At 52.1% G+C, this 19,137-nt stretch carries 19 protein-coding genes and 3 tRNA genes; 14 read left to right on the top strand and 8 right to left on the bottom strand.

What is annotated here, in order from left to right:
* Positions 1-141 precede the first annotated feature (141 nt).
* Positions 142-1,377, top strand: coding sequence for a D-alanine--D-alanine ligase family protein (locus tag DWY25_RS08290; RefSeq protein ID WP_117894843.1), 1,236 nt, complete (start codon positions 142-144; stop codon positions 1,375-1,377).
* 285 nt (positions 1,378-1,662) lie between these two features.
* On the opposite strand, the gene DWY25_RS08295 is transcribed toward DWY25_RS08290, so the two are convergent.
* Both DWY25_RS08295 and DWY25_RS08300 read right to left on the bottom strand, forming a co-directional pair.
* Positions 1,663-2,595, bottom strand: coding sequence for a ComEC/Rec2 family competence protein (locus DWY25_RS08295; RefSeq protein WP_117894844.1), 933 nt, complete (start codon positions 2,593-2,595; stop codon positions 1,663-1,665).
* A gap of 279 nt (positions 2,596-2,874) precedes the next feature.
* Positions 2,875-3,525, bottom strand: a complete 651-nt coding sequence (locus DWY25_RS08300; RefSeq protein WP_181981752.1) for a DsbA family oxidoreductase — start codon at positions 3,523-3,525, stop codon at positions 2,875-2,877.
* A gap of 160 nt (positions 3,526-3,685) precedes the next feature.
* Between DWY25_RS08300 and deoD the strand changes: the two genes are divergently transcribed.
* The 4 genes from deoD to DWY25_RS08320 all read left to right on the top strand — a co-directional run bounded on the left by deoD (position 3,686) and on the right by DWY25_RS08320 (position 6,376).
* On the top strand, positions 3,686-4,396 hold the full coding sequence (gene deoD / locus DWY25_RS08305) for a purine-nucleoside phosphorylase (RefSeq protein ID WP_117894846.1): 711 nt from the start codon (positions 3,686-3,688) through the stop codon (positions 4,394-4,396).
* 142 nt (positions 4,397-4,538) lie between these two features.
* Positions 4,539-5,285 (top strand): amino acid kinase family protein, encoded by a 747-nt coding sequence (locus tag DWY25_RS08310; protein ID WP_006060928.1) that lies wholly within the window; start codon positions 4,539-4,541, stop codon positions 5,283-5,285.
* A complete protein-coding gene (locus DWY25_RS08315) occupies positions 5,264-6,112 on the top strand; it encodes a hypothetical protein (RefSeq protein ID WP_117894847.1) in 849 nt (282 codons plus the stop codon). Before DWY25_RS08310 ends, DWY25_RS08315 begins: the two co-directional genes overlap by 22 nt.
* Before the next feature lie 72 nt (positions 6,113-6,184).
* Positions 6,185-6,376, top strand: coding sequence for a hypothetical protein (locus DWY25_RS08320; RefSeq protein WP_006060926.1), 192 nt, complete (start codon positions 6,185-6,187; stop codon positions 6,374-6,376).
* An 88-nt stretch (positions 6,377-6,464) separates the two neighbouring features.
* On the opposite strand, the gene DWY25_RS08325 is transcribed toward DWY25_RS08320, so the two are convergent.
* Complete coding sequence (locus DWY25_RS08325) at positions 6,465-6,659, bottom strand: hypothetical protein (RefSeq protein ID WP_006060925.1); 195 nt, start codon at positions 6,657-6,659, stop codon at positions 6,465-6,467.
* A 98-nt stretch (positions 6,660-6,757) separates the two neighbouring features.
* Here DWY25_RS08325 and DWY25_RS08330 point away from each other — a divergent pair, with 98 nt between their 5' ends.
* Together DWY25_RS08330 and DWY25_RS08335 are read left to right on the top strand one after the other, a co-directional pair.
* Positions 6,758-7,744: a LolA family protein gene (locus DWY25_RS08330; RefSeq protein WP_117894848.1), complete on the top strand. Its 987-nt coding sequence runs from the start codon at positions 6,758-6,760 to the stop codon at positions 7,742-7,744.
* Between the two features lie 2 nt (positions 7,745-7,746).
* Positions 7,747-8,088 carry a type II toxin-antitoxin system PemK/MazF family toxin gene (locus DWY25_RS08335; protein WP_039865321.1) on the top strand — a complete coding sequence of 114 codons (342 nt, stop codon included), beginning with the start codon at positions 7,747-7,749 and terminating at the stop codon, positions 8,086-8,088.
* Positions 8,089-8,584: 496 nt separating this feature from the next.
* On the opposite strand, the gene DWY25_RS08340 is transcribed toward DWY25_RS08335, so the two are convergent.
* From DWY25_RS08340 to DWY25_RS08350, 3 genes are all read right to left on the bottom strand, one after another.
* Positions 8,585-8,658 (bottom strand) — tRNA-Gly (locus DWY25_RS08340).
* Between the two features lie 5 nt (positions 8,659-8,663).
* A tRNA-Asp gene (locus DWY25_RS08345) sits at positions 8,664-8,739 on the bottom strand.
* Between the two features lie 32 nt (positions 8,740-8,771).
* Positions 8,772-8,862 (bottom strand) — tRNA-Ser (locus DWY25_RS08350).
* A 325-nt stretch (positions 8,863-9,187) separates the two neighbouring features.
* On the opposite strand from DWY25_RS08350, the gene DWY25_RS08355 reads away from it, so the two are divergent.
* Positions 9,188-10,183 carry an RNA-guided endonuclease InsQ/TnpB family protein gene (locus DWY25_RS08355; RefSeq protein ID WP_147336677.1) on the top strand — a complete coding sequence of 332 codons (996 nt, stop codon included), beginning with the start codon at positions 9,188-9,190 and terminating at the stop codon, positions 10,181-10,183.
* Between the two features lie 217 nt (positions 10,184-10,400).
* Complete coding sequence (locus DWY25_RS08360) at positions 10,401-10,916, top strand: dCTP deaminase/dUTPase family protein (protein WP_117894850.1); 516 nt, start codon at positions 10,401-10,403, stop codon at positions 10,914-10,916.
* Positions 10,917-11,127: 211 nt separating this feature from the next.
* Here DWY25_RS08360 and DWY25_RS08365 read toward each other — a convergent pair whose 3' ends face one another.
* Both DWY25_RS08365 and DWY25_RS08370 read right to left on the bottom strand, forming a co-directional pair.
* The gene (locus DWY25_RS08365) at positions 11,128-13,350 is read right to left on the bottom strand and encodes a thiamine pyrophosphate-dependent enzyme (RefSeq protein WP_117894851.1); all 2,223 of its coding nucleotides are present in this window, start codon (positions 13,348-13,350) and stop codon (positions 11,128-11,130) included.
* Positions 13,347-14,441, bottom strand: coding sequence for a 2-oxoacid:acceptor oxidoreductase family protein (locus DWY25_RS08370; RefSeq protein WP_117894852.1), 1,095 nt, complete (start codon positions 14,439-14,441; stop codon positions 13,347-13,349). The genes DWY25_RS08365 and DWY25_RS08370 overlap by 4 nt, the downstream gene beginning before the upstream one ends.
* A 210-nt stretch (positions 14,442-14,651) precedes the next feature.
* Here DWY25_RS08370 and DWY25_RS08375 point away from each other — a divergent pair, with 210 nt between their 5' ends.
* The 5 genes from DWY25_RS08375 (at position 14,652) to DWY25_RS08395 (ending at position 18,961) form a co-directional block, all read left to right on the top strand.
* Complete coding sequence (locus DWY25_RS08375; protein ID WP_117894853.1) at positions 14,652-15,968, top strand: M18 family aminopeptidase; 1,317 nt, start codon at positions 14,652-14,654, stop codon at positions 15,966-15,968.
* Between the two features lie 57 nt (positions 15,969-16,025).
* On the top strand, positions 16,026-16,685 hold the full coding sequence (locus tag DWY25_RS08380; RefSeq protein WP_006061366.1) for an HD domain-containing protein: 660 nt from the start codon (positions 16,026-16,028) through the stop codon (positions 16,683-16,685).
* Positions 16,686-16,708: 23 nt separating this feature from the next.
* The gene (locus DWY25_RS08385; protein WP_425268591.1) at positions 16,709-17,578 is read left to right on the top strand and encodes a methionyl aminopeptidase; all 870 of its coding nucleotides are present in this window, start codon (positions 16,709-16,711) and stop codon (positions 17,576-17,578) included.
* A 49-nt stretch (positions 17,579-17,627) separates the two neighbouring features.
* The gene (locus DWY25_RS08390; protein ID WP_181981753.1) at positions 17,628-18,137 is read left to right on the top strand and encodes a nitroreductase family protein; all 510 of its coding nucleotides are present in this window, start codon (positions 17,628-17,630) and stop codon (positions 18,135-18,137) included.
* A gap of 161 nt (positions 18,138-18,298) precedes the next feature.
* The gene (locus DWY25_RS08395) at positions 18,299-18,961 is read left to right on the top strand and encodes a manganese catalase family protein (RefSeq protein WP_006061363.1); all 663 of its coding nucleotides are present in this window, start codon (positions 18,299-18,301) and stop codon (positions 18,959-18,961) included.
* Positions 18,962-19,137: the final 176 nt, after the last annotated feature.

Here is a 19,137-nt window from a genome sequence, read left to right on the forward strand (position 1 = left end):
TAGATTATAATGATTAAGCTTAAAATACAAGGTCAACCTGACGAAAATCTGCTATAATAAACGAGGATTTCCTGCAAATAAAGGAAATGACAGGCTATCTCCGGCATACAGTAGGGAGAGGCCAGATTAGGAGAGTGAAGTATGAAAATTCGTGTTGGAGTTGTTTTCGGCGGTGAATCTGTCGAGCATGAAGTCAGCGTGATTTCAGCTCTGCAGGGTATTGAAGCCCTGGATAAAGAACGTTATGAAGTGATTCCCTTATATATTTCGAAGCAGCGTGATTTCTATTCATCGCCTGCATTGCTGGATGTTGAGAATTATAAAAATCTCGATGAGCTGATTCAGAAAGCGACGCCGGTTGTGCTCGTGAAAAAAGGCAAGGAAGTCGTTGTGGAACCGATTAAAAAAGGTCTGTTTACCAAACCGATCGGCACGGTCGACGTCATCGTTCCGATCATGCACGGCACCAATGGCGAAGATGGAACGATACAGGGATATCTGGAAATGCTGAAAATTCCGTATGCCGGCTGTGATGTGATCGGCGCAGCTGTCGGTCAGGATAAAGTCGTGATGAAGCATATTCTGCAGAACAGCGGGTTGCCGGTCTGCCCTTGGTTCTGGCTGTATGGCCATGAATTCGCGCAGAAGCAGGAAGCAGTCTTAGCTCAGGTGCATGAATTAGGCTATCCGGTGGTCATGAAACCAGCTTGTCTGGGCTCTTCGGTCGGCATCACGATCGCGCATAATGACGAAGAATTCATCGCCGGGGTTGAAGACGCGCGGCAATATGATAACAAGATCGTCGTTGAACAGATGGTAAAGAACCTGCGGGAGATCAACTGTTCGGTTCTGGGCAGTTGCTTTGATTGTCAGGCCAGCGTCCTAGAGGAAGTCGGCAAGCAGGACGAGATTATGAGCTTTAAAGATAAATATTTAGGCCAGGGTTCAACGAAAGGCGGTTCCAAAGGCGGAGCTAAGTGCGGAACCAAGAGCGGCGATGGCGGAATGGCCAGTGCGGCGCGGATCGTGCCGGCGCCGGTCGATGAAGCAACGACGGAAAAAATCAGGAATCTGGCGATTGAAACCTTCAAGGTGCTGGGCGCCAGCGGCGTATGCCGGATCGACTTCATGATGGATGGCGATACCGGGATGATTTACGTTAATGAAATCAATACAATTCCAGGCTCGCTGGCCTATTATCTGTGGCAGCCGGTCGGCGTCAGCTTTACCCAATTGATGGATAGACTGGTATCCCAGGCGATTGATCGTCAGCGCCGGCGGGAGAAAATGATTTTCTCCTATGAAACCAATCTGTTGGCCAGTTACAGCGCCAACAAGAACAACGGCGGAACGAAAGGTACCAAAGGAACGAAATAGTTTTTGAAGTCCAGACCGTAAACCGGATCTCTCCGGTTTGAAAAGTCTGGTGGGAAACCATCTTCTATTCGTTTCTGAGGAAAGGCTGGAAGCGCGGAACAGCCTTGGTTCTCGCTTGTGTTATTTGGGGCGAAACAGAGAAATTGAAAAATTAGAAAAACCAGTTTGATCATCCGGTGTCTTCCATGGAAGCACAGGAGTTCAAGCTGGTTCTTTTTTATCGTTTCTTCGAGTCTCTCCGGTTCACAGGGAAATCCATTGATCCTGCGATTGGGCGGGAGAGCATTAGTTATGAATCGTATAATTGACGCCGTCGCTTTCGATCAGAATCGTTCCCAGCTGATCGGTGCGGTAAATGGAAAATCCCATCTTTTCATAGCGTTTCAGCACATCTTCTGAGGGTAAATTGTAATCATTGTTCAAGCCGACGGAGAGGATCACATCCCGGGGGTTCACGGCTTCCAAAAAAGCTTGAGTAGAGGATGTTTCTGAACCATGATGCGGAGCTTTCAGGATATCGGCCTGCATGTTGGCATAGCTGGCCAGCACATCTTTCTCAGACTGTGCCTGCATGTCGCCGGTGAACAGAATGGAAGTTTGTCCATGGACATAGCGCAGAACAATCGAGGAATTATTGACTTCGGAATACTCCTCGCTTAACGGTCCCAAGATCGTAAACTGATCTTCACCCAACGTGAAGATATCGCCCGGCTGCGGATGGATCAACGGCGTCTGCGTCGTTTCGATCGCCTGAATGACGTCTTTGTACGTTTTCGAATCCAGCGTGCGCTGCGGAAGCATGACCGTTTCCACGTCGAAGGAATACAGGACGGCGTCCAGCGAGCCCACATGATCTTCATGGGCATGCGTGCCGATCGCATATTTTAAATGTGTGATTCCCTGCTGCTGCAGATAATCGGTGACCAGCTTCGCGTCCGCATTGTTGCCGGCGTCGATGATCATCGCTTCCGCTCCGGACTGAATCAGAATCGCGTCCGCCTGCCCCACGTCGATAAAATGAACGGTCAGCGCCGAATTGACCTGTGTGTGAACAGGCGTCGCCGCAGCATTGTTTCTTAAAGCATCAGATTCAGGCAGCCATTGGGGGCTGAAATAACTCAGTCCCGCTAAGATGAAAGCGCCCAGTAGCGAACCCAGCGTGACTTTAGCCGTTTTTTTCGATCGGCGGACAGGACGCCTGCGCGTTGTTTTTCTCATAAGTCTCCTTTCTTCCGTGACGGTTTTGCGTTTTCTGGAATCTTCTTTCCGTTGAACGAACCGGCACCGATTTTTGAATTGAATCCTGGAAAAGAATTCGTTTTTATTATGCAGAAAAACTTACCGGACGACAAGTCTTGTCTTTTTTTGAAACGCGGAAATGTCGGCTGCCGCCTATAAAAAAACAACTTCCCCATTCAGATTGAGAAAGCTGTCAGAATCTTGATCAAGACCCATCACCACGGCTTAAAAAGTTCAGCAGATGAACAAATAAGAAACTCAGTCCAGCGGTTGTGATGCCGGGCCGCAGCCCTCCGGCGTGCAGACCAGACCCGCCATGGTTTTTTCTGCCTGATCTAGAAGGATTGCCCGCCATTCTTCCGGCGTGTGATAGCCCCGAATCTTTTCGCCGTTCATCTGGTAGGCCGGGATGCCTTCGAGGTTCAGCGCTGACTTCGCCTCCCAATCCTGATCGACCTCCGCGCGGAAAGTCCCGTTCGTTAAAGCCTGCGCAAACGCTGCGCCGTCCAGTCCCAGCTTATCCATGATCATTCGCAGCACCGCCGGGTCGCCGATATCTTTCTGCCGCCGGTAGAAAACGTCAAATGTCAGCCGCACATAATCCAGTTCCCGGCCCGCCTGTCTGGCGAAATAATACCCTTGAAACGCGTCGGTCGTATAGGGATGCGGACTGATCCAGGGCAGATTCATCTCGCTTCCCAATGCCTGAGCCATCGGCTTTAATACTTCGTAAAACCGCTTCAGCCGCTTTTCATCATGCATCGGATCGACCTTCGGCGTCGGAAAGCGCCGCAGCTCATAAGGGTGAAAATCCAATTCGACATCCAGGTCTTCGATCGCCCGGGATAACGAATGAAGCCCAACATAACAAAACGGACAGACAAAATCAAAGTAAATCGAAATTTTCATAACAGGCCTTCTTTCTAAACCGATCAACCCCGAGCGGCGCCTCACTGTCAAGACCGGCGCCTTCCTGGGGAAATTTCCTGCGCAATCCCCGCCGCTTATCCATCGCTTCCCGCCGTTAAACATGCTATAATACAACTGGAAAATAAGGAGGAACTCAACTATGTCAACACCGCACAACAGTGCCGAAAAAGGGCAGATCGCCAAAACCGTTCTGATGCCGGGGGATCCCCTGCGCGCCAAATTCATCGCTGAAACATTCCTGGAAAATCCTGTCCAGTTCAACGCCGTCCGCAATATGTTCGGCTACACCGGAACCTATAAAGGCAAAACGATTTCCGTCATGGGCAGCGGCATGGGAATGCCGAGCATCGGTATTTATTCCTATGAACTGTTCAGCCAGTATGGCGTCGAAAACATTATCCGGATCGGCTCAGCCGGCGCGTATTCCCCGGATTTAAAAGTCTTTGATGTGGTTCTGGCCGACAGTGCCTACAGCGAATCCAGCTATGCGAAGGTACAGAGCGGTTACGATCAGGATAAAACCTATCCGTCGGAAACACTGAATCAGCGGATCAAAGACGCGGCGGAAAAACTGGGCATGCCGCTGCACATCGGCTGCATTCATTCCAGCGACGTTTTCTACCGTGAAGGCGGCAACGATTACATCAAGGAACTGACAGACGTCCATCACTGTCTGGCCGTAGAAATGGAAAGCTTCGCGCTGTTCCACAACGCCCGGGTCTTAGGCAAAAACGCCGCATGTCTGATCACGGTCTCCGATTCCTTTGTCACTTCGGAAGTGACGACGCCTGAACAGCGCCAGACATCCTTCACCAAAATGATGGAGATCGCGCTGGAAGCAGCGGAATAAGTCCATTTCCTGGAATCATAATCAATCTAAAAGCAGAAAGAACCGGTAGCCGCCGGTTTTTTCTTCGCCTCCGTTTGGGCAAGCTCCCGGTTGCCTTGAGTTCTCCCTCATAGTCTAGGTTGAAGACGAAAGGGGCTGGATTATGGAAATCTGTGTTATTAAATTCGGGGGGACATCATTAAAAGAGGAAGCTGCCCGCAATCGAGCTGTCCGCCTGATCCGCCGCCTGATTCCGGAAATGAAAGTGATCGCCGTAGTTTCCGCGATGGGCCGCTATCCCGATCCCTATGCGACGGATACGCTGATGTCCCTGGCCAAATATCTGACCCCTCAGCAGCGCGACCGGCTGGTATCGGCAGGCGAGATGATCAGCACGCTGGTGATCAATTCGCTGTGCCGGCAGAATGGGATTCTCAGCGATACCCTCAGCACGCAGGAATTGGGAATCATCACTAACGATCACTACGGCGAGGCCGAGGTATTGACCGTGACGACCGGAAAGCTGCTGGAAAAACTGGATCACTGCGACTGTCTGATCGTTCCCGGCTATCAGGGAATCACGCTCGATCATGAAATCACGACGCTGGGTCGGGGCGGCAGCGATTATACGGCGATGCTGCTGGCCCAGGCGCTGGGATTGGAGGACGTCTATATCTTAACCGACGTCAGCGGAATCTATGAAGCGGATCCCAAGCAAAATCCGGACGCCCGGCATTGGGATGAAATCGATTACGATCAGATGCTGAAAATGATCGACGCCGGCGCACGGGTGATGCAGCGTCAAAGCATTTTATTTGCGCGTGAGCACCAGCTGCGCGTGTGGGTAGGCTCATCGCTGCAAGTCGGGAAAGGAACGTGGATTCAATCATGCGAAGACTCCGAACGCTAGTCGTTACCGACAAACCGGCGCAAGTCCGGCGGCTGATCAGCGAATGCACGGTGTTAGGCTGCCCGTGCAGTTTAAATTGGGCGAGCAGTCAGAAAGGATTGCTTCCACTGAACTTCGGCGAGGGTCAGATCCGCCCGCAGCCGCTGACCCGGCTTCTGCTTGAACGGGCAGAGCTTATTGTAATTCTGCCGCCCAGCCGGGATGGGGAAAAGATAAGTCAGCTTCGTCACCGCTTAAAAGCCTGTGTTGTGAGCGGGCAGTATTCTGATAGTCTGCCGTGTCAGCTTGGCTTGGAAGCCGGCTCAGCTCGACAATTTCAGCTGCCTCTGCCGGAAGCCTGGATGATCGCCACCGCATTGCAGCCCTTACTTCAGCGGAAGCTTATAACCCAAATTGAAATTCAGACAAAGCGACAAGCTGAAAATTTGAAACTGACTCCCGAGCAGGTTTCGCAGCGCTTGCGGAGTCAGCTGGCGCTGTTCATGCCGGGCGCTGTCATCCATGTCAAAAATACCCAGCTGCTGCCGGGTGATCCGTATGTCGAAGCCCAGCTGAATCTCTTATTGAATCAGACAATCAAGGCCGGGAAACTCTGCGCCCTCTTGCAGGATCCGGATCATTCGGTCCTGCTGCCGGCAGAAAAGCCATTGGACCATCGCCAGGCGGCCAGCCAGGAAACCCGGATTTTGATTGACCAGATCGAAAGCGGGCAGAATGATAAACAGTGGCATCTGCGGTTGATTTCCGATCCGCTGCAGGCTTGCCAAATTGCGGCGGCCGCTCGTCAGATCGCCGTGGCCGCCCGGCTGACTCTGAAGAATTCCTGAAACTTTAAGTCTTCACCTTGGCAAGCGGCAGGAAAATCGCTATAATGAACACGCAGAACAGGAGGCCAGAAAATGAAGACGATCATTTTTGTCCGGGACATGAAAACTGAGGATCAGGCAGACCGCATTCGCGCGGCGCTGGAGGATACCCGTGTGGAATATAAAGTAGCGCTGGAAAGCGGCGCAGTCGTTATTGAAGGCTCCAACGACCTGGTATACGCCGCTAAGACCGCGATCCGGGAAGCGGGATTCACAATTCAATAGAAAATAAGAAGCAGAGCGCCGAGACCGCTCTTTTCTTTTGCCTTCCCGGCTGCCCTGATGGCAGGCGAGGGTTGCCGTCAAATGACTTTTAATGAGCGTCGTCGGAGAACCATAAAATATTAATCATTCCGCAGGCGGCAAAGATGACTTTTAAAATCACCGCGGCGCTGGGGGCGCGCAGCGACAGACTGGCGATCAAATCTAAATTAAAAATGCCGTCGAGCCCATAGAAAAGACAGGCGAGGATCGACAGGAAAAGACTGACGTTAAGAATACGCTTCATGGACAATTCCTCCTATTACAGAATAGCGGACATGCACGGATTTATGCATGAACCGACACAAAAGCGCATACCTTGTGTTGAAAAGGAAAGGTGGAATTATGAAGAAGAAAGTCGCAGTGATCGTTGGGGTCCTTTTGTTGGCCGTCGCTCTGTTTCTCGTGCTGAAACCCAGCTCGTTTGAAAAGAAGGCAGACAAAACCATGCAGAAGCTGACCAGTTACAAGCTGGAAGGAAATATGGAAATTTCCAGCGGCGAAGAATTTAAGAACTACGCGATTACATCCTCATGGATGAAGGAGGGCGAAGACGAGTATTTCAAGGTCAGCATGATCGATAAATCGCTGAACCAGGAACAGATTATTCTTAAGAATAAAGAAGGCGTCTTCGTTGTCACCCCTTCACTCAACCAAGTGTTTAAGTTTCAAGGTGAATGGCCGATGAACTCACCGAAGCCATATTTACTGCAAACGATGATGGACGTGCTGAAAAACGATCATCAGACGAAAAAAGAAAAGGACGGCATTCTGATCAGCGCCGATGCGAAATATCCGAGTGCCGCGCAGCTTGTCCGGCAGGAGATTAAGTTCAATAAGGACACGAAACCCTTGTATCTGATCGCTTATGATGCGAATAACGCTCCGGCACTGACGATGGAATTTACGGCGGTCAGCTATAATGAAGGCTTTGAGGCAGGCTATTTTGATACGCCGAAGAGTTCGATTGAAACGCCGACAAGCAGTTATACCGGTTTAATCGAATTGCCGTTGTATCCGATGACTGTTTTTGATTCCAAATTAGTCGCGTCTACGGTATCGTCAGTCAACGGTCAGCCGCAGCATATTCTGGAATTCAGCGGCGAGCGGGATTTTACGGTCGTGCAGACGGAAAGAGCGCCGAGTCAGGAACTGACGGTAACGGAAGTCAGCGGCGATCTGGTCGAGGGGCTGGGACTTGTAGGCTATTATGATGGAAACCGGCTGACCATTACGAACAGTCAGGTCGAGTATTCCGTATACTCCAACGATCTGACGCCGCAGGAGATGATGCAGGTTGTAGAAAGCATGCAAGTATCGGTCATGAAATAATGATGGTGCGCCGAGGGGATGTGTATTATGCTGACCTGGCGGGGAGCGTCGGAAGTGAACAGGGGGGATTGCGGCCGGTTGTGGTCATCCAGAATGATAAAGGGAATCGATTTTCGCCGACGTTGATCGTGGCGCCGATTTCCAGCCGGCTGACAAAACCGCCGATTCCCACGCATGTGATCCTGCCGGCGGATTCTTTGGAAAAGGCGTCGATCGTCCTGCTGGAACAGATCCGGACAATTGATAAACAGCGGTTGGGGCAGTGGGTTTGCTCCCTGGATCGAAAAACCTTACAGGCAATCGACGAGGCCTTGTGCGTGAGCCTGGGGTTGGAGTGGGGATAACCGAGGGGTTGTCTTGAAAGCTATGACTGGTTTTGGGCAGTGTTCTAATTTCTATTTATTAAAAACTGACGGCGTAAAGGTAAATGACACCTTGAGCCGTCAGTCTTTTTCGTTGGAAAGGGAAGAGAAAGGGTTTCTGTTCCAGGTTGAGTTAGATTGATGAAATGGACAGATTATGAAAAATTAGCATTTTCCTAAATGAAGTTAAGAAAATTCGGTTTAGAAATCAGCTAGGATTGGGTTGTCTGACGGAGGCCGGGTGAAGGCGGCATGGGGAGCGAAAGTCGGAATGGAGGGGCTGGTGGGAAAGCGGAGGCGAGCACGGGTTCAAGTTCTGGATTCGGGAAAAATCGCAGGGGTGATTGAGTTAAGGGCAAGCTTGCCTGAACAAATCGGCCGGGAGATTCCCGATGACTTCTGAAACGGGGATTGCGAAACAGAGTGCGGATGACATAAAAAAATGACCTTGATTGAATCAAGGTCATTGTTATCGCAATGGAGCAGGTGAAGGGAATCGAACCCTCGTGTCAACCATGGCAAGGTTGCGTTCTACCATTGAACTACACCTGCGATAATGGCGGTCCGGACGGGACTTGAACCCGCGATCTCCTCCGTGACAGGGAGGCATGTTAACCACTACACCACCAGACCAATATCGTTGTTTCGGCGCGCGCACTGTAATGTGGCGAAGAAGGCGGGATTTGAACCCGCGCGCCGCTTTCGCGACCTATGCCCTTAGCAGGGGCACCTCTTCAGCCTCTTGAGTACTTCTTCACTTGGTAACTCACAGCGCTTTTATATACTACCATGAAGAAGTACATTTGACAAGTCTTTTTTTAAAAAATTTTTGAAAAAAATAAAAAAATTGAGATTGTCCAAATCGGACGCTTTTATTCCAAATAAGGATTACCTTAAATTATGCCTGTATTCCAAGGCTTAGAAAAAATTTTAAAAGTTTTTTGACTTTTTTAGGGGGCTTTTTCAAAAAACGCGCAATATTATAAGTGTAGGGATTATCACTCAAGGAGGTGATATCATTTATCTTACCAGTCGCATTTTATTGAAAACGGATGAAAACACGTCGCGGATACTCACAATCATGGCGAAAGCCTACCAAAATGAAGTAAACAACTTACTTCAGCTCTACATCGAGAAAAAACGGCCTGTTTACGTCTCATACGGTGATTTCTGTACCTTCATCCCGTTTTGGAGCCGGGCCATGGTCGTTCAGGATGCGAAGGACATTTTTAAATATGTTCAAAAATTTAACAATCCGAAGCTTAAACTAAAAGCTCCGCAATGCTGCTGGCATCAACCTAACTTTCGAATTACGAACAACGAACTCGAAATTCAAGTCGGCGGCCGTTTTGGCATCGGCGACACGTTGAAATTGCCGATAATGGCTGAACCCTATCAGCAGCGTTATCTGAAAATGGAACTCGGAAAGCTGACCATCCATCCCTACAAACAATGGTGGGCCGCCGAATTTAATGTGAAGGTTCCGGAAAAACCACGGAGCCTATCGACAAAACGAATGGGAATCGATCTGGGAATTAAAGTTCCGGCGGTCGCGTATACCGACGATGGCAAAATTCGTTTCTTCGGTAATGGCCGTGAGGCCCGCTTCCGCCGCAATGCGTTTTATGCCAAGCTTACGGAGCTGCAGAAAAAAGAAGACTACAAGCGAATCAAAGAATTAAATCATGGACTTTATCGCTGGGAGATTACGCAATGTCATATTCTCAGCTCGCAGTTGATTCAGTTTGCGCTGGAACAGAATGTCGGCGTCCTTTGCGTGGAACAACTTCATGGAATTGGAAAACGCGAAGTCAAGCATTCCCGGGATAAGCGGGATTTAAATCAATGGTCCTACTATCGGCTGATTGACAACCTTCGTTACAAAGCCCGGCGCGAGGGACTTCGCGTAGTTTTCGTTAACCCCCGCAATACATCAAAACGATGTCCGCAATGCGGCAGACTCAACACCCCTGACAAACGTTTTTATCACTGTGTCTGCGGTTTTCGCTGTCATCGGGATCTTGTCGGCGCGATGAATATTGTTCATGCGCCTGAATCCGGTCCTGTGGCCGGATAGCCTGGCAAACTATACGTTCTGTGCCAGGACGGGTCTTTGCGTGCCCTTATCTCAATCACGCTGTGAGGTTTGAACCCAAAAATAATCTTTGAGATAAGGGGATCTCAAAGTGCATAGGGATCGGTCTGTGCCGCTGTTGACAAAAGCCGATCCTTTTCTTTACAATGAAGGCGATCTTTGAAGCAGAATCGAATCCCAAAGGAAAGGAACAAATTCCATGCAGAAAATCGCGAAATTTCAAAAAGTAAGTGAAACACAATTCATTCAGGACTGGCTTGATACGTTTCCTGCCTCTACGGCGGAGGAAGCCGTCCAGATTTATGCTCAGATTCAACTGCCGAAGCGGGCGACCCTCGGTTCCGCCGGCTATGACTTCTTTGCACCGCAAAGCTTCAGTCTCAACCCCGGCGAGTCGCTTAAAATTCCAACCGGCATCCGTGTCCAAATCGCGGCCGGTTGGGTGCTGAAATGCTATCCGCGCAGCGGTCTGGGATTTAAGTACCGGCTGCAGTTCAACAATACCGTCGGCATTATCGACTCGGATTATTATGGCTCCGATAACGAAGGTCATATTTTCTGCAAGCTGATCAACGACTCCCGTGAAGGAAAGACGCTTTCCCTGGCGCAGGGGGAGGGCTTCATGCAGGGAATTTTTGTTGAATATGGCATTACGGTCGACGATGACGCGGATCAGCTGCGCAACGGCGGCTTCGGTAGCACGACCCAGAAATAAATTGGACAACGAGGAATCAAGATCGTAAAGAAAAAACGCAGGTTTTCCTTCCCCTTCGTAAAAGTGGGGCAGGATGAATCTGCGTTTTTCTGATGTTTAAAAACTTTAAAACGGTCACGCCGGGTTATCCTGCGATCTGATTTTTCTGAATGAATATCAAGCGTTCGTTCCAGCGCATTAGCATTTACTTAGTTAAAATCCGCGTTTGTTTCTACAACACTTCGCTTTCCGCGCGCGCCTTCAGCCGGATCCAGCGTTTGTCAATTTCCTTCTGGATGTGATCGACAACCTCGGCGTACTCCGGTTTTCCCAGATGCCGCGTGCGGCCCATCATTTTCAGCCAGTCGATCGCCGGGATCTGTTTTCCCGTTTTCTCCGGATTGTAATTGATCGTCGTGACACCTTCCTCAATTTCGTACAGCGGGAAATAACCACAGTCCACCGCGGCCTGGATCACCTTGCGTTCCTGGCTCGGCACATCCGCCCAGTTCAGCGGACAGGCAGACAGTGCTTTTAAATAAACAAAGCCTTTATTCTTCGCGTAATATTGTGCTTTGGCTGCTTTTTTCAAGAAATCCACCGGCTGCGATTCGGCAACGGTAGCCACATACTGCGCGCCCGCGGCCGCCATGATCTGCGGCGTATCCTTGTTGACAAACGGTTTTCCATACTGTGTCTTGCCGATATGCGAAGTAGAACTCCGTGCTCCCATCGGTGTCGAGTAGGAGAGCTGGTAGCCGGTGTTCATGTATCCGCCGTTGTCATATTCCATTAAAATAAACGCATCGTTGCGCAGCGCTGCACCAATGGCAGAACCCAGACCGATGTCCATGCCGCCGTCGCCGCTGATCATGATGAAGGTGATCTCTCCCTCCGGTAATTCTCCGCGCTTCTGACGTTGATGAAACATTTCAGCCAGTCCGGCGACCGTCGCCGCGCCGTTTTGGAATAAATTATGCAAATAAGGGACTTTAAAGGAAGTCTTCGGATAGGAGGTCGTAACGACCATGCCGCAGCCAGTCTGAAACAACAAAACGACCAGACCTTCAATGCCTCGCAACAACAAGTTCACATTGACCGGAATGCCGCATCCCGGACACGCTCCATGACCCGGCGCCAGCCGTTTCGGCATCGCGGTCGTTGCCGCGATCTGTCCGCCCTGCACCTGCGGCCGGCCCTGTTCATTGAGCACACAGCGGGTGAATCCCAGCTCGGTATCGCCGGCGGACAACGGTTTAAAATACTCAGGCTCCTGAACTGTCTGACCTTCGCTGATCTGCAGATAATCGAACTTCGGCAAATCCTGTCCAACGCATTCCTTGACCAACTTTACCGCTTCTTCATAGTAAAAATCCTTGCCGCCCAAACCGTAGATCCGCGTATAAACCTCGCAATCCAGCTTTGCCTCCTGCAGCGCCGCCCGGATTTCCAGCGACATATTGCCGCCTTGCGCTCCATAGCTGTCCTGCCGGTCCAGGATGATCAACGTCTGAGCGTGCGCGATTTTCTCGATCAGTTTTGCTTTGGGAAACGGGCGGATCATTGTCAGGGTTGCCGCTCCCGCTTCGATGCCCTCTTTGCGCAGTTGATCGACGGCTTCTTTTAAGGTGTGAAACGTCGAGCCGAGTGCGAAAATCACGACGGCGGCGTCCTCGGCCCGGTAGGTTTCGACCAGGTGTTGCGGCCGTCCGCTCAGTTCCTCAAATTCCTCAAACAACGGTTCGATTTCATTCAGCGCCTGTTCCATCGCTTCGTGCAGCTGATATTTGTTGTTGATCAAATCCGGCTCATTCATATAAGATCCGATTGTCACCGGATGTTCTGTGTCTAAGATGTCGGTGCGTTTTCTGACCGGCCCGACGTAATCCTGAACATCCTGATCGTCTGCGAAAATCATGCAGCGGCGTTTCTGATGACTGGTAAAGAAACCGTCGAAAGCGACCGCGACCGGCAGATTGACGGCTTCCGCCAGCTTCAGTCCGATCAGGTTGTAATCGTAGACCATCTGCACGCTGTTGGCGAACAGAATAATCCAGCCGCAGTTCAGCATCATCATAATATCGCTGTGATCGCCCTTGATCGACAGCGGTCCGGACACCGTGCGGCAGGCGACGTTCATGACCATCGGAAACCGGGTACCCGACTGAACCGGCAGCTGCTCCAGCGCATAAAGCAGACCGTTGGCGCTGGTGGCGTTGAACACGCGTCCGCCGCCGGTGCTGGCGCCATAACAAATGCCGGCGGCGCTGTGCTCGCCTTCAGCTGCGATCAGGGAAATATCATGCAGTCCCTGGGCTTTCATGAGATCGAGGTTTTCGGCGATCTGCGTGGACGGAGTGATCGGATAATAGCCCATCACATGATAGTTGATCTGTTTGGCGGCCATCGCGGCCAGCTCGTTGCCGCTTTCATACAGACTGATCTGTTTTTTCATCGCACGGTTCCTCCTTTTTCCAGTATTTCTTCATTCGGCGATTCACTGGTGACCCAGCTGTTGGCGCCGGTCTGCGTCTGCCGCAGGTCTGGCGTTAACAGATCGCGCACCGGGGTAAAATAATCCGGCTGCGGATGTTCTTTTTCCTCACCGCGGGTCAGCGCGTGGGTCGGGCAGATGTCAACGCAGCGCAGGCAGCCTTTGCAGAACCGGTAGTCCAGACCGCGGTTAAGCATCGTCTTCCGGCCTTTCAGCTCACCGGGGAAGAACTGAAACACCATATCCGGACAGGTTGAATCGCACAGACCGCAGTGAATGCACTTTTCCGGCTCAAACAGAGGCAGATAGCCTTCGCGGCTGGCGGACAGGTCGTTGCGGACAGAACTGCCGGGAATCGGGTTAACGCCGCCGATCGGCGCGGTTTTCCAGCCCCAGCCGCCGCTTTCGCTGTCAAAGGGAATCTCAGGATAGCGGTCATCATCGAAATGATAGGCCCGGACTTCATCGTAGCCGCGCTGCACGCCTTCCAAGTTGGCGCCTAAAAGATCCGGCGCTTTTGTGCCCAGCGTGGCGATCACGGCCTGCTTTACAGCGTCTAACGGAATAAAGCCGCTGACCTTCGCAATCGCGCCGAGCATGACCATGTTCACGCGGGATTTGGACTGCAAGGCCAGCGCAAGGGCGTCGACGCAGTAGATATCCCGGGCGGCCAGCTGCATCCGCTCACGGATGGCCGCGCCCTCGAGCGCGGTGTTGACGACAACCTGACAATGCCGCTGCACGCCGGCGTTCACCGGCAGCTTGCCGGCCATCGCTTCGTGAAACAATGCCAGGCAGTCGGGATGGCGGACCGGTGAATTGATGCGGATCTCCTGCGTCGGGGCGCTGTAGCGGATAAAGGCCTTGACGGGCGAGCCGCGTTTCTCCGAGCCATAGCTGGAAAAACTGGCGGCATTTAGGCCCAGCTGCACCGCGCCCAGCTCGCCCAGCAGCTTGCCGCACAGATTTGCGCCCAGGCCGCCGATGCTTTCCAGCCGCATTTCATAGTACCCCAGCTCGTTGACCCGGGGCAGAGTGGTTTGGATGGTCATGTCGTTTCCTCCTTGAATTCGTTCTTCATGATTCTGCTAGTCATTCTGTCCGTTTTGCGTTGTTTTAACAGTCAAATCCGCCGGGAATTGATGTTTTTTATGTGTCGCCGGCGAGGAAAATGAGTATAATTGAGATGACGCAGTTTTCTGCGGCTAAGTTTTAGGAATGAAAATTTCGGGAATTTCCGAAAATCAAACGAGGTGAAGAAAATGGAATACACAGAAATTCAAGACATGCTTGATTTTATCGCGGCCAGTCCAACCAGCTTTCAGGCGGTGGAACAGCTGAAAGCGCGGTTGACGGAAGCCGGGTATGAAGAACAAATGGAGAGCGCAGCCTGGACGCTGACGCCGGGCGGCCGTTATTTTACGATCCGCAATCATTCGAGTCTGTTGGCGTGGCAGATGCCGGAAACACTGGACCAGCTGAGCTTCAACATCGTTGCTTCCCACAGCGATGCTCCGACCTTTAAGCTGAAGCCGAATGCCGTTATTTGTGAAAACGGATATCTCAAGCTGAACACGGAGGGCTACGGCGGCATGCTTTGCAGCACCTGGATGGATCGTCCGCTGGGGTTGGCCGGCCGGGTGATCGTGCGCGAGGGCGAACAGATTGTCAGCCGGTATCTCAATATAGAGCGGCCGTTGCTGACGATTCCTTCCTTAGCGATCCACATGAACCGGGAAGCCAATACCAACGCCAGCTACAACGCTCAGAAGGATATGCTTCCGTTGATCGGCCTGGGCAGCGAGCCGTTTGACATGAAAGTCCTGCTGGCGGAAGAGCTGGGGATCGCTCAGGCGGATGTGCTCAGCTTTGATCTGTACTTAACTTGTCTGCAGAAAGGCTATGTCTGGGGCCGGCATCACGAGTTTATTTCGAGTCCGCATCTCGATGATCTACAATGCGCCTATACGACGCTGCAGGGATTTCTGCAGGGACACAGCCGCCGGTCGCTGAACGTGTACTGCTGCTTCGATAACGAGGAAGTCGGCAGCCGCACGCGCCAGGGCGCGGCTTCGACCTTTTTAATCGACACGCTGCGGCGGATTTTGTCCGCGGTGCAGCTGAAAGAAGAGGAGCTGCAGCGGGCACTGGCTTCGTCGCTGATGATTTCCGCCGATAACGCTCACGCCGTTCATCCCAATGTGCCGGAGAAATCCGATCCGACCAACCGCGTCTATCTGAACCAGGGCATCGTAATCAAATACAATGCCAACCAGAGCTATACCTCCGACGCGATCAGCTCCGCGTTGTTTGTTGAGCTGTGCCGTCAGGCTGGCGTCAAAACGCAGTATTTCACCAACCGCTCAGATTTGAAGGGCGGCGGCACGCTCGGCAGCATCAGCACTTCACAGGTCAGCATCGCTTCAGTCGATATCGGATTACCGCAGCTGGCCATGCATTCGTGCAATGAAACGGCCGGGGTCGAAGACAGCGCGGCGATGATCCGGGCGATCAAGCAGTTTTACAGCACGCACCGCTGTATGCCGGAGGAAGGCGTGCTGATTCAGCAGGCGGATTAAAACGCGGCTGCCGGTCCATAGTAAAAACAGCGGAAACCGCGGGAAGGAGCGAGGCCGATGATTACCGTTGAACAAGTCAGAAACAATCCCCAGGTCAGAACTTATATCCAGAAGGCGGACGAAGCGCTGGCGGCGCTGGGGTACACAGAGCACAGCTTCGCGCATGTCGGCAAGGTCGCCAAGGAAGCCCGGGAAATTTTATTAACGCTCGGCTACAGTCCGCGGGAAGCGGAGCTGGCGGAGATCGCCGGATGGCTGCACGATATCGGCAACGTGATCAACCGGGTCGATCATGCGCAGAGCGGCGCGGTCATGGCCTTCCGCATTCTGGACAAGCTGGGTGCAGAGGCGGAGGAGATCTCGACGATCATCAGCGCGATCGGCAATCATGACGAAAGCACGGCTTATCCGGTCAATCCGATTGCGGCGGCGCTGATCCTGGCGGATAAAACCGACGTCCGGCGCTCGCGTGTGCGCAACCGCGACTTCGCGACGTTTGACATTCACGACCGGGTCAACTATGCGGTTCATCAATCGCGGACGGAAATCACCGCTGATCATCAGAAGATCATTCTGGACTTAAAAATTGATACGCAGATTTCTGCGGTCATGGATTATTTTGAAATTTTTATGCAGCGCATGCTGCTGTGCCGCAAAGCGGCGGAAAAACTTGGTCTGACGTTTTCGCTGGTGATTAACGATCAGATCATCTTATAGAGAGAAGGCGAAATATGAAGCGAATTCATCTTAAACCCCAGGATCCATGCTGGTGCGGCAGCGGCCGCCCGTATGGCGAATGCCATCAGGCGTTTGATCAGAAAATTGCGTATTATAAAAAACGCGGCCACATCGTTCCTCCGCACAGCCTGATTCGCACTCCGGCAGAAATCGCCGGGATTCAGGCCAGCGCCGAGATCAATACCGCGGTGCTGGATGCTGTGGCGGCGGCGATTCATGAAGGAATGAGCACGGAGGAGATCGACAAGATCGTCGATGAGACGACGACTGCGCGCGGGGCAATCTGCGCTCCGCTGAACTACGAGGGCTATCCGAAAAGCGTCTGCACCTCCGTCAACAACGAGGTCTGCCATGGAATTCCCAGCCACCGGCGGAAGCTGAAGTCCGGCGATATCGTCAACGTCGACGTTTCGACGATTTACAACGGATTTTATTCCGACGCGTCGCGGATGTTTATGATCGGACAGGTCAGCGATGAAAACCGCCGGCTGGTTGAAGAAACGAAAGAATGCCTCAACCGCGGCATTGCGGCGGCTCAGGCCTGGCATTTTGTCGGCGATATCGGCGCGGCCGTGCAGAGCTATGCGGAAAGCTGCGGTTATTCCGTCGTGCGCGAGCTGGGCGGCCATGGCGTCGGTATCAAGTTCCACGACGATCCGTTTGTTTCCCACGTCGGCAAGAAAAACACCGGGATGCTTTTGGTGCCGGGGATGGTGATGACGGTCGAGCCGATGATCAACATGGGCGGCGCACGCGTGGAAATGGACCGCTATAACGGCTGGACGATTTACACGCAGGACGGCAAACCGTCGGCGCAATGGGAGCATACGATCCTCATCACCGAGGAAGGCCCGCAGATTCTGACGTATTAACATGCTGTTCAAGCAGCACGACGATGAAAATCCGAAGGGAGATCCACGCATGGAAAATCAAGTTTTAGACGCGATCTTTAACCGCCGCAGTATTCGCCGATACACAGATCAGCCCGTCAGCAGCGATCAGCTGGATTTAATTCTCAAAGCGGGGCAGGCGGCGCCGAGCGCGATGAATCAACAGCCATGGTATTTTGTGGCGATCCAGCGTAAGGATATGATCGAACAGCTGGCTTCCTTATTGACGGAAAACGAAGATCCCTATTATAACGCGCCGTTGTTAATCGTCGTGTTCGCCAATAAAAAGGCTTATTCGCCGGTAACCGACGCTGCGCTGGCGATCGCCAATATGATGCTGGCGGCGCAGGCGCTGCAGTTGGGGACGTGCTGGATCGATTACAGCCGGCATGTGTTCAATCATCCGAAGTTTGCCGGATTATCCGCCTCGCTGGGCGTGCCGCAGGACTATCTCTGCGTCGGTTCGCTGGTCGTGGGAACCCCGGCAGAACAGCCGGAAGCGCATCCGGTCAAGTCGGAAACGATGACGGTTGTGGCCTGATTATTCATCCCCAGATATAAAATAAAGCCGCGATTTCACGGGTTGTTAACCTGGAACCGCGGTTTTTCTATAGTTTAATGAATTTTACGTTTGAGTTTCCTCATTTCTGTTCATCCTAATACCAGCGAACAAAGCTTGAAAATACCGAAGGAGGAAACGTCATGTTTAAACATCAGAAGAAACTGCTGCATCCGGTCAAGGTTAAGAAACCGAATCCTACTTATGCTGCTCTGCTGCAGGAACAGTTAGGCGGACCGCAGGGTGAGATGAAGGCGGCAATGCAGTATTTCGCCCAGAGTCTGCGGATTCAGGATAAGGAAATCAAGGATTTATTTCTCGATATCGCGGCGGAGGAATTATGCCACATGGAAATTGTCGCCGAGATGATCAATCAGCTTAACGGCGATCAGCTCAACGCCAAGGAAGCGACCGTCGGCGGCATGGAAGCTCATGTGCTGACCGGCTTAACGCCGTTGCTGGCAAACGCTTCAGGTTACTTGTGGACGGCGGCGTATGTGAATGAAACCGGCGATCTGGCGGCTGATTTATTGTCCGATATCGCGGCGGAGCAGCGGGCAAAGGTCGTTTATCAGTATTTATACCGGCAGATTGAGGACGAAGGCGTGCGCGAGGTCATCGACTTTTTATTAAACCGTGAGGAAGCGCACAACACGATGTTCCGGCAGGCGTTTAACCGGATTGTCGACAGCGGTTCCCAGAAAGACTGGGGCGTGACTTCCGATTCCCGGATTTATTTCGATTTGTCGGGCGATGGCCAGCACTTCGATCCTGCACGTAAAAACCCGCCGGAATTCAAGGAATAAGGGACGCAGGAAAGAACTGGAAAGCTGTTAATTTCCGGTGAAATGCCGGCTTTCTGTATGCATTAACGTTAGCTAGAACATCAAATGAAAACCGCGCCAGGATCTTCAATTGTAAGCGCGGTTTTTTTTAGTACACCCGACATGGGTGATAACTAGACGGTGAAAGTCCGTTGCGC

It is taken from the genome of Holdemania filiformis (genome assembly GCF_003459085.1).
Lineage (GTDB): Bacteria > Bacillota_I > Bacilli_A > Erysipelotrichales > Erysipelotrichaceae > Holdemania > Holdemania filiformis.

Bases quoted from the DNA above. Each gene is read 5' to 3' on its own strand.
- DWY25_RS08290 (WP_117894843.1), top strand. From the start codon at position 142: ATGAAAATTCGTGTTGGAGTTGTTTTCGGCGGTGAATCTGTCGAGCAT.
- DWY25_RS08295 (WP_117894844.1), bottom strand. From the start codon at position 2,595: ATGAGAAAAACAACGCGCAGGCGTCCTGTCCGCCGATCGAAAAAAACG.
- DWY25_RS08300 (WP_181981752.1), bottom strand. From the start codon at position 3,525: ATGAAAATTTCGATTTACTTTGATTTTGTCTGTCCGTTTTGTTATGTT.
- deoD (WP_117894846.1), top strand. From the start codon at position 3,686: ATGTCAACACCGCACAACAGTGCCGAAAAAGGGCAGATCGCCAAAACC.
- DWY25_RS08310 (WP_006060928.1), top strand. From the start codon at position 4,539: ATGGAAATCTGTGTTATTAAATTCGGGGGGACATCATTAAAAGAGGAA.
- DWY25_RS08315 (WP_117894847.1), top strand. From the start codon at position 5,264: ATGCGAAGACTCCGAACGCTAGTCGTTACCGACAAACCGGCGCAAGTC.
- DWY25_RS08320 (WP_006060926.1), top strand. From the start codon at position 6,185: ATGAAGACGATCATTTTTGTCCGGGACATGAAAACTGAGGATCAGGCA.
- DWY25_RS08325 (WP_006060925.1), bottom strand. From the start codon at position 6,659: ATGAAGCGTATTCTTAACGTCAGTCTTTTCCTGTCGATCCTCGCCTGT.
- DWY25_RS08330 (WP_117894848.1), top strand. From the start codon at position 6,758: ATGAAGAAGAAAGTCGCAGTGATCGTTGGGGTCCTTTTGTTGGCCGTC.
- DWY25_RS08335 (WP_039865321.1), top strand. From the start codon at position 7,747: ATGGTGCGCCGAGGGGATGTGTATTATGCTGACCTGGCGGGGAGCGTC.
- DWY25_RS08355 (WP_147336677.1), top strand. From the start codon at position 9,188: ATGGCGAAAGCCTACCAAAATGAAGTAAACAACTTACTTCAGCTCTAC.
- DWY25_RS08360 (WP_117894850.1), top strand. From the start codon at position 10,401: ATGCAGAAAATCGCGAAATTTCAAAAAGTAAGTGAAACACAATTCATT.
- DWY25_RS08365 (WP_117894851.1), bottom strand. From the start codon at position 13,350: ATGAAAAAACAGATCAGTCTGTATGAAAGCGGCAACGAGCTGGCCGCG.
- DWY25_RS08370 (WP_117894852.1), bottom strand. From the start codon at position 14,441: ATGACCATCCAAACCACTCTGCCCCGGGTCAACGAGCTGGGGTACTAT.
- DWY25_RS08375 (WP_117894853.1), top strand. From the start codon at position 14,652: ATGGAATACACAGAAATTCAAGACATGCTTGATTTTATCGCGGCCAGT.
- DWY25_RS08380 (WP_006061366.1), top strand. From the start codon at position 16,026: ATGATTACCGTTGAACAAGTCAGAAACAATCCCCAGGTCAGAACTTAT.
- DWY25_RS08390 (WP_181981753.1), top strand. From the start codon at position 17,628: ATGGAAAATCAAGTTTTAGACGCGATCTTTAACCGCCGCAGTATTCGC.
- DWY25_RS08395 (WP_006061363.1), top strand. From the start codon at position 18,299: ATGTTTAAACATCAGAAGAAACTGCTGCATCCGGTCAAGGTTAAGAAA.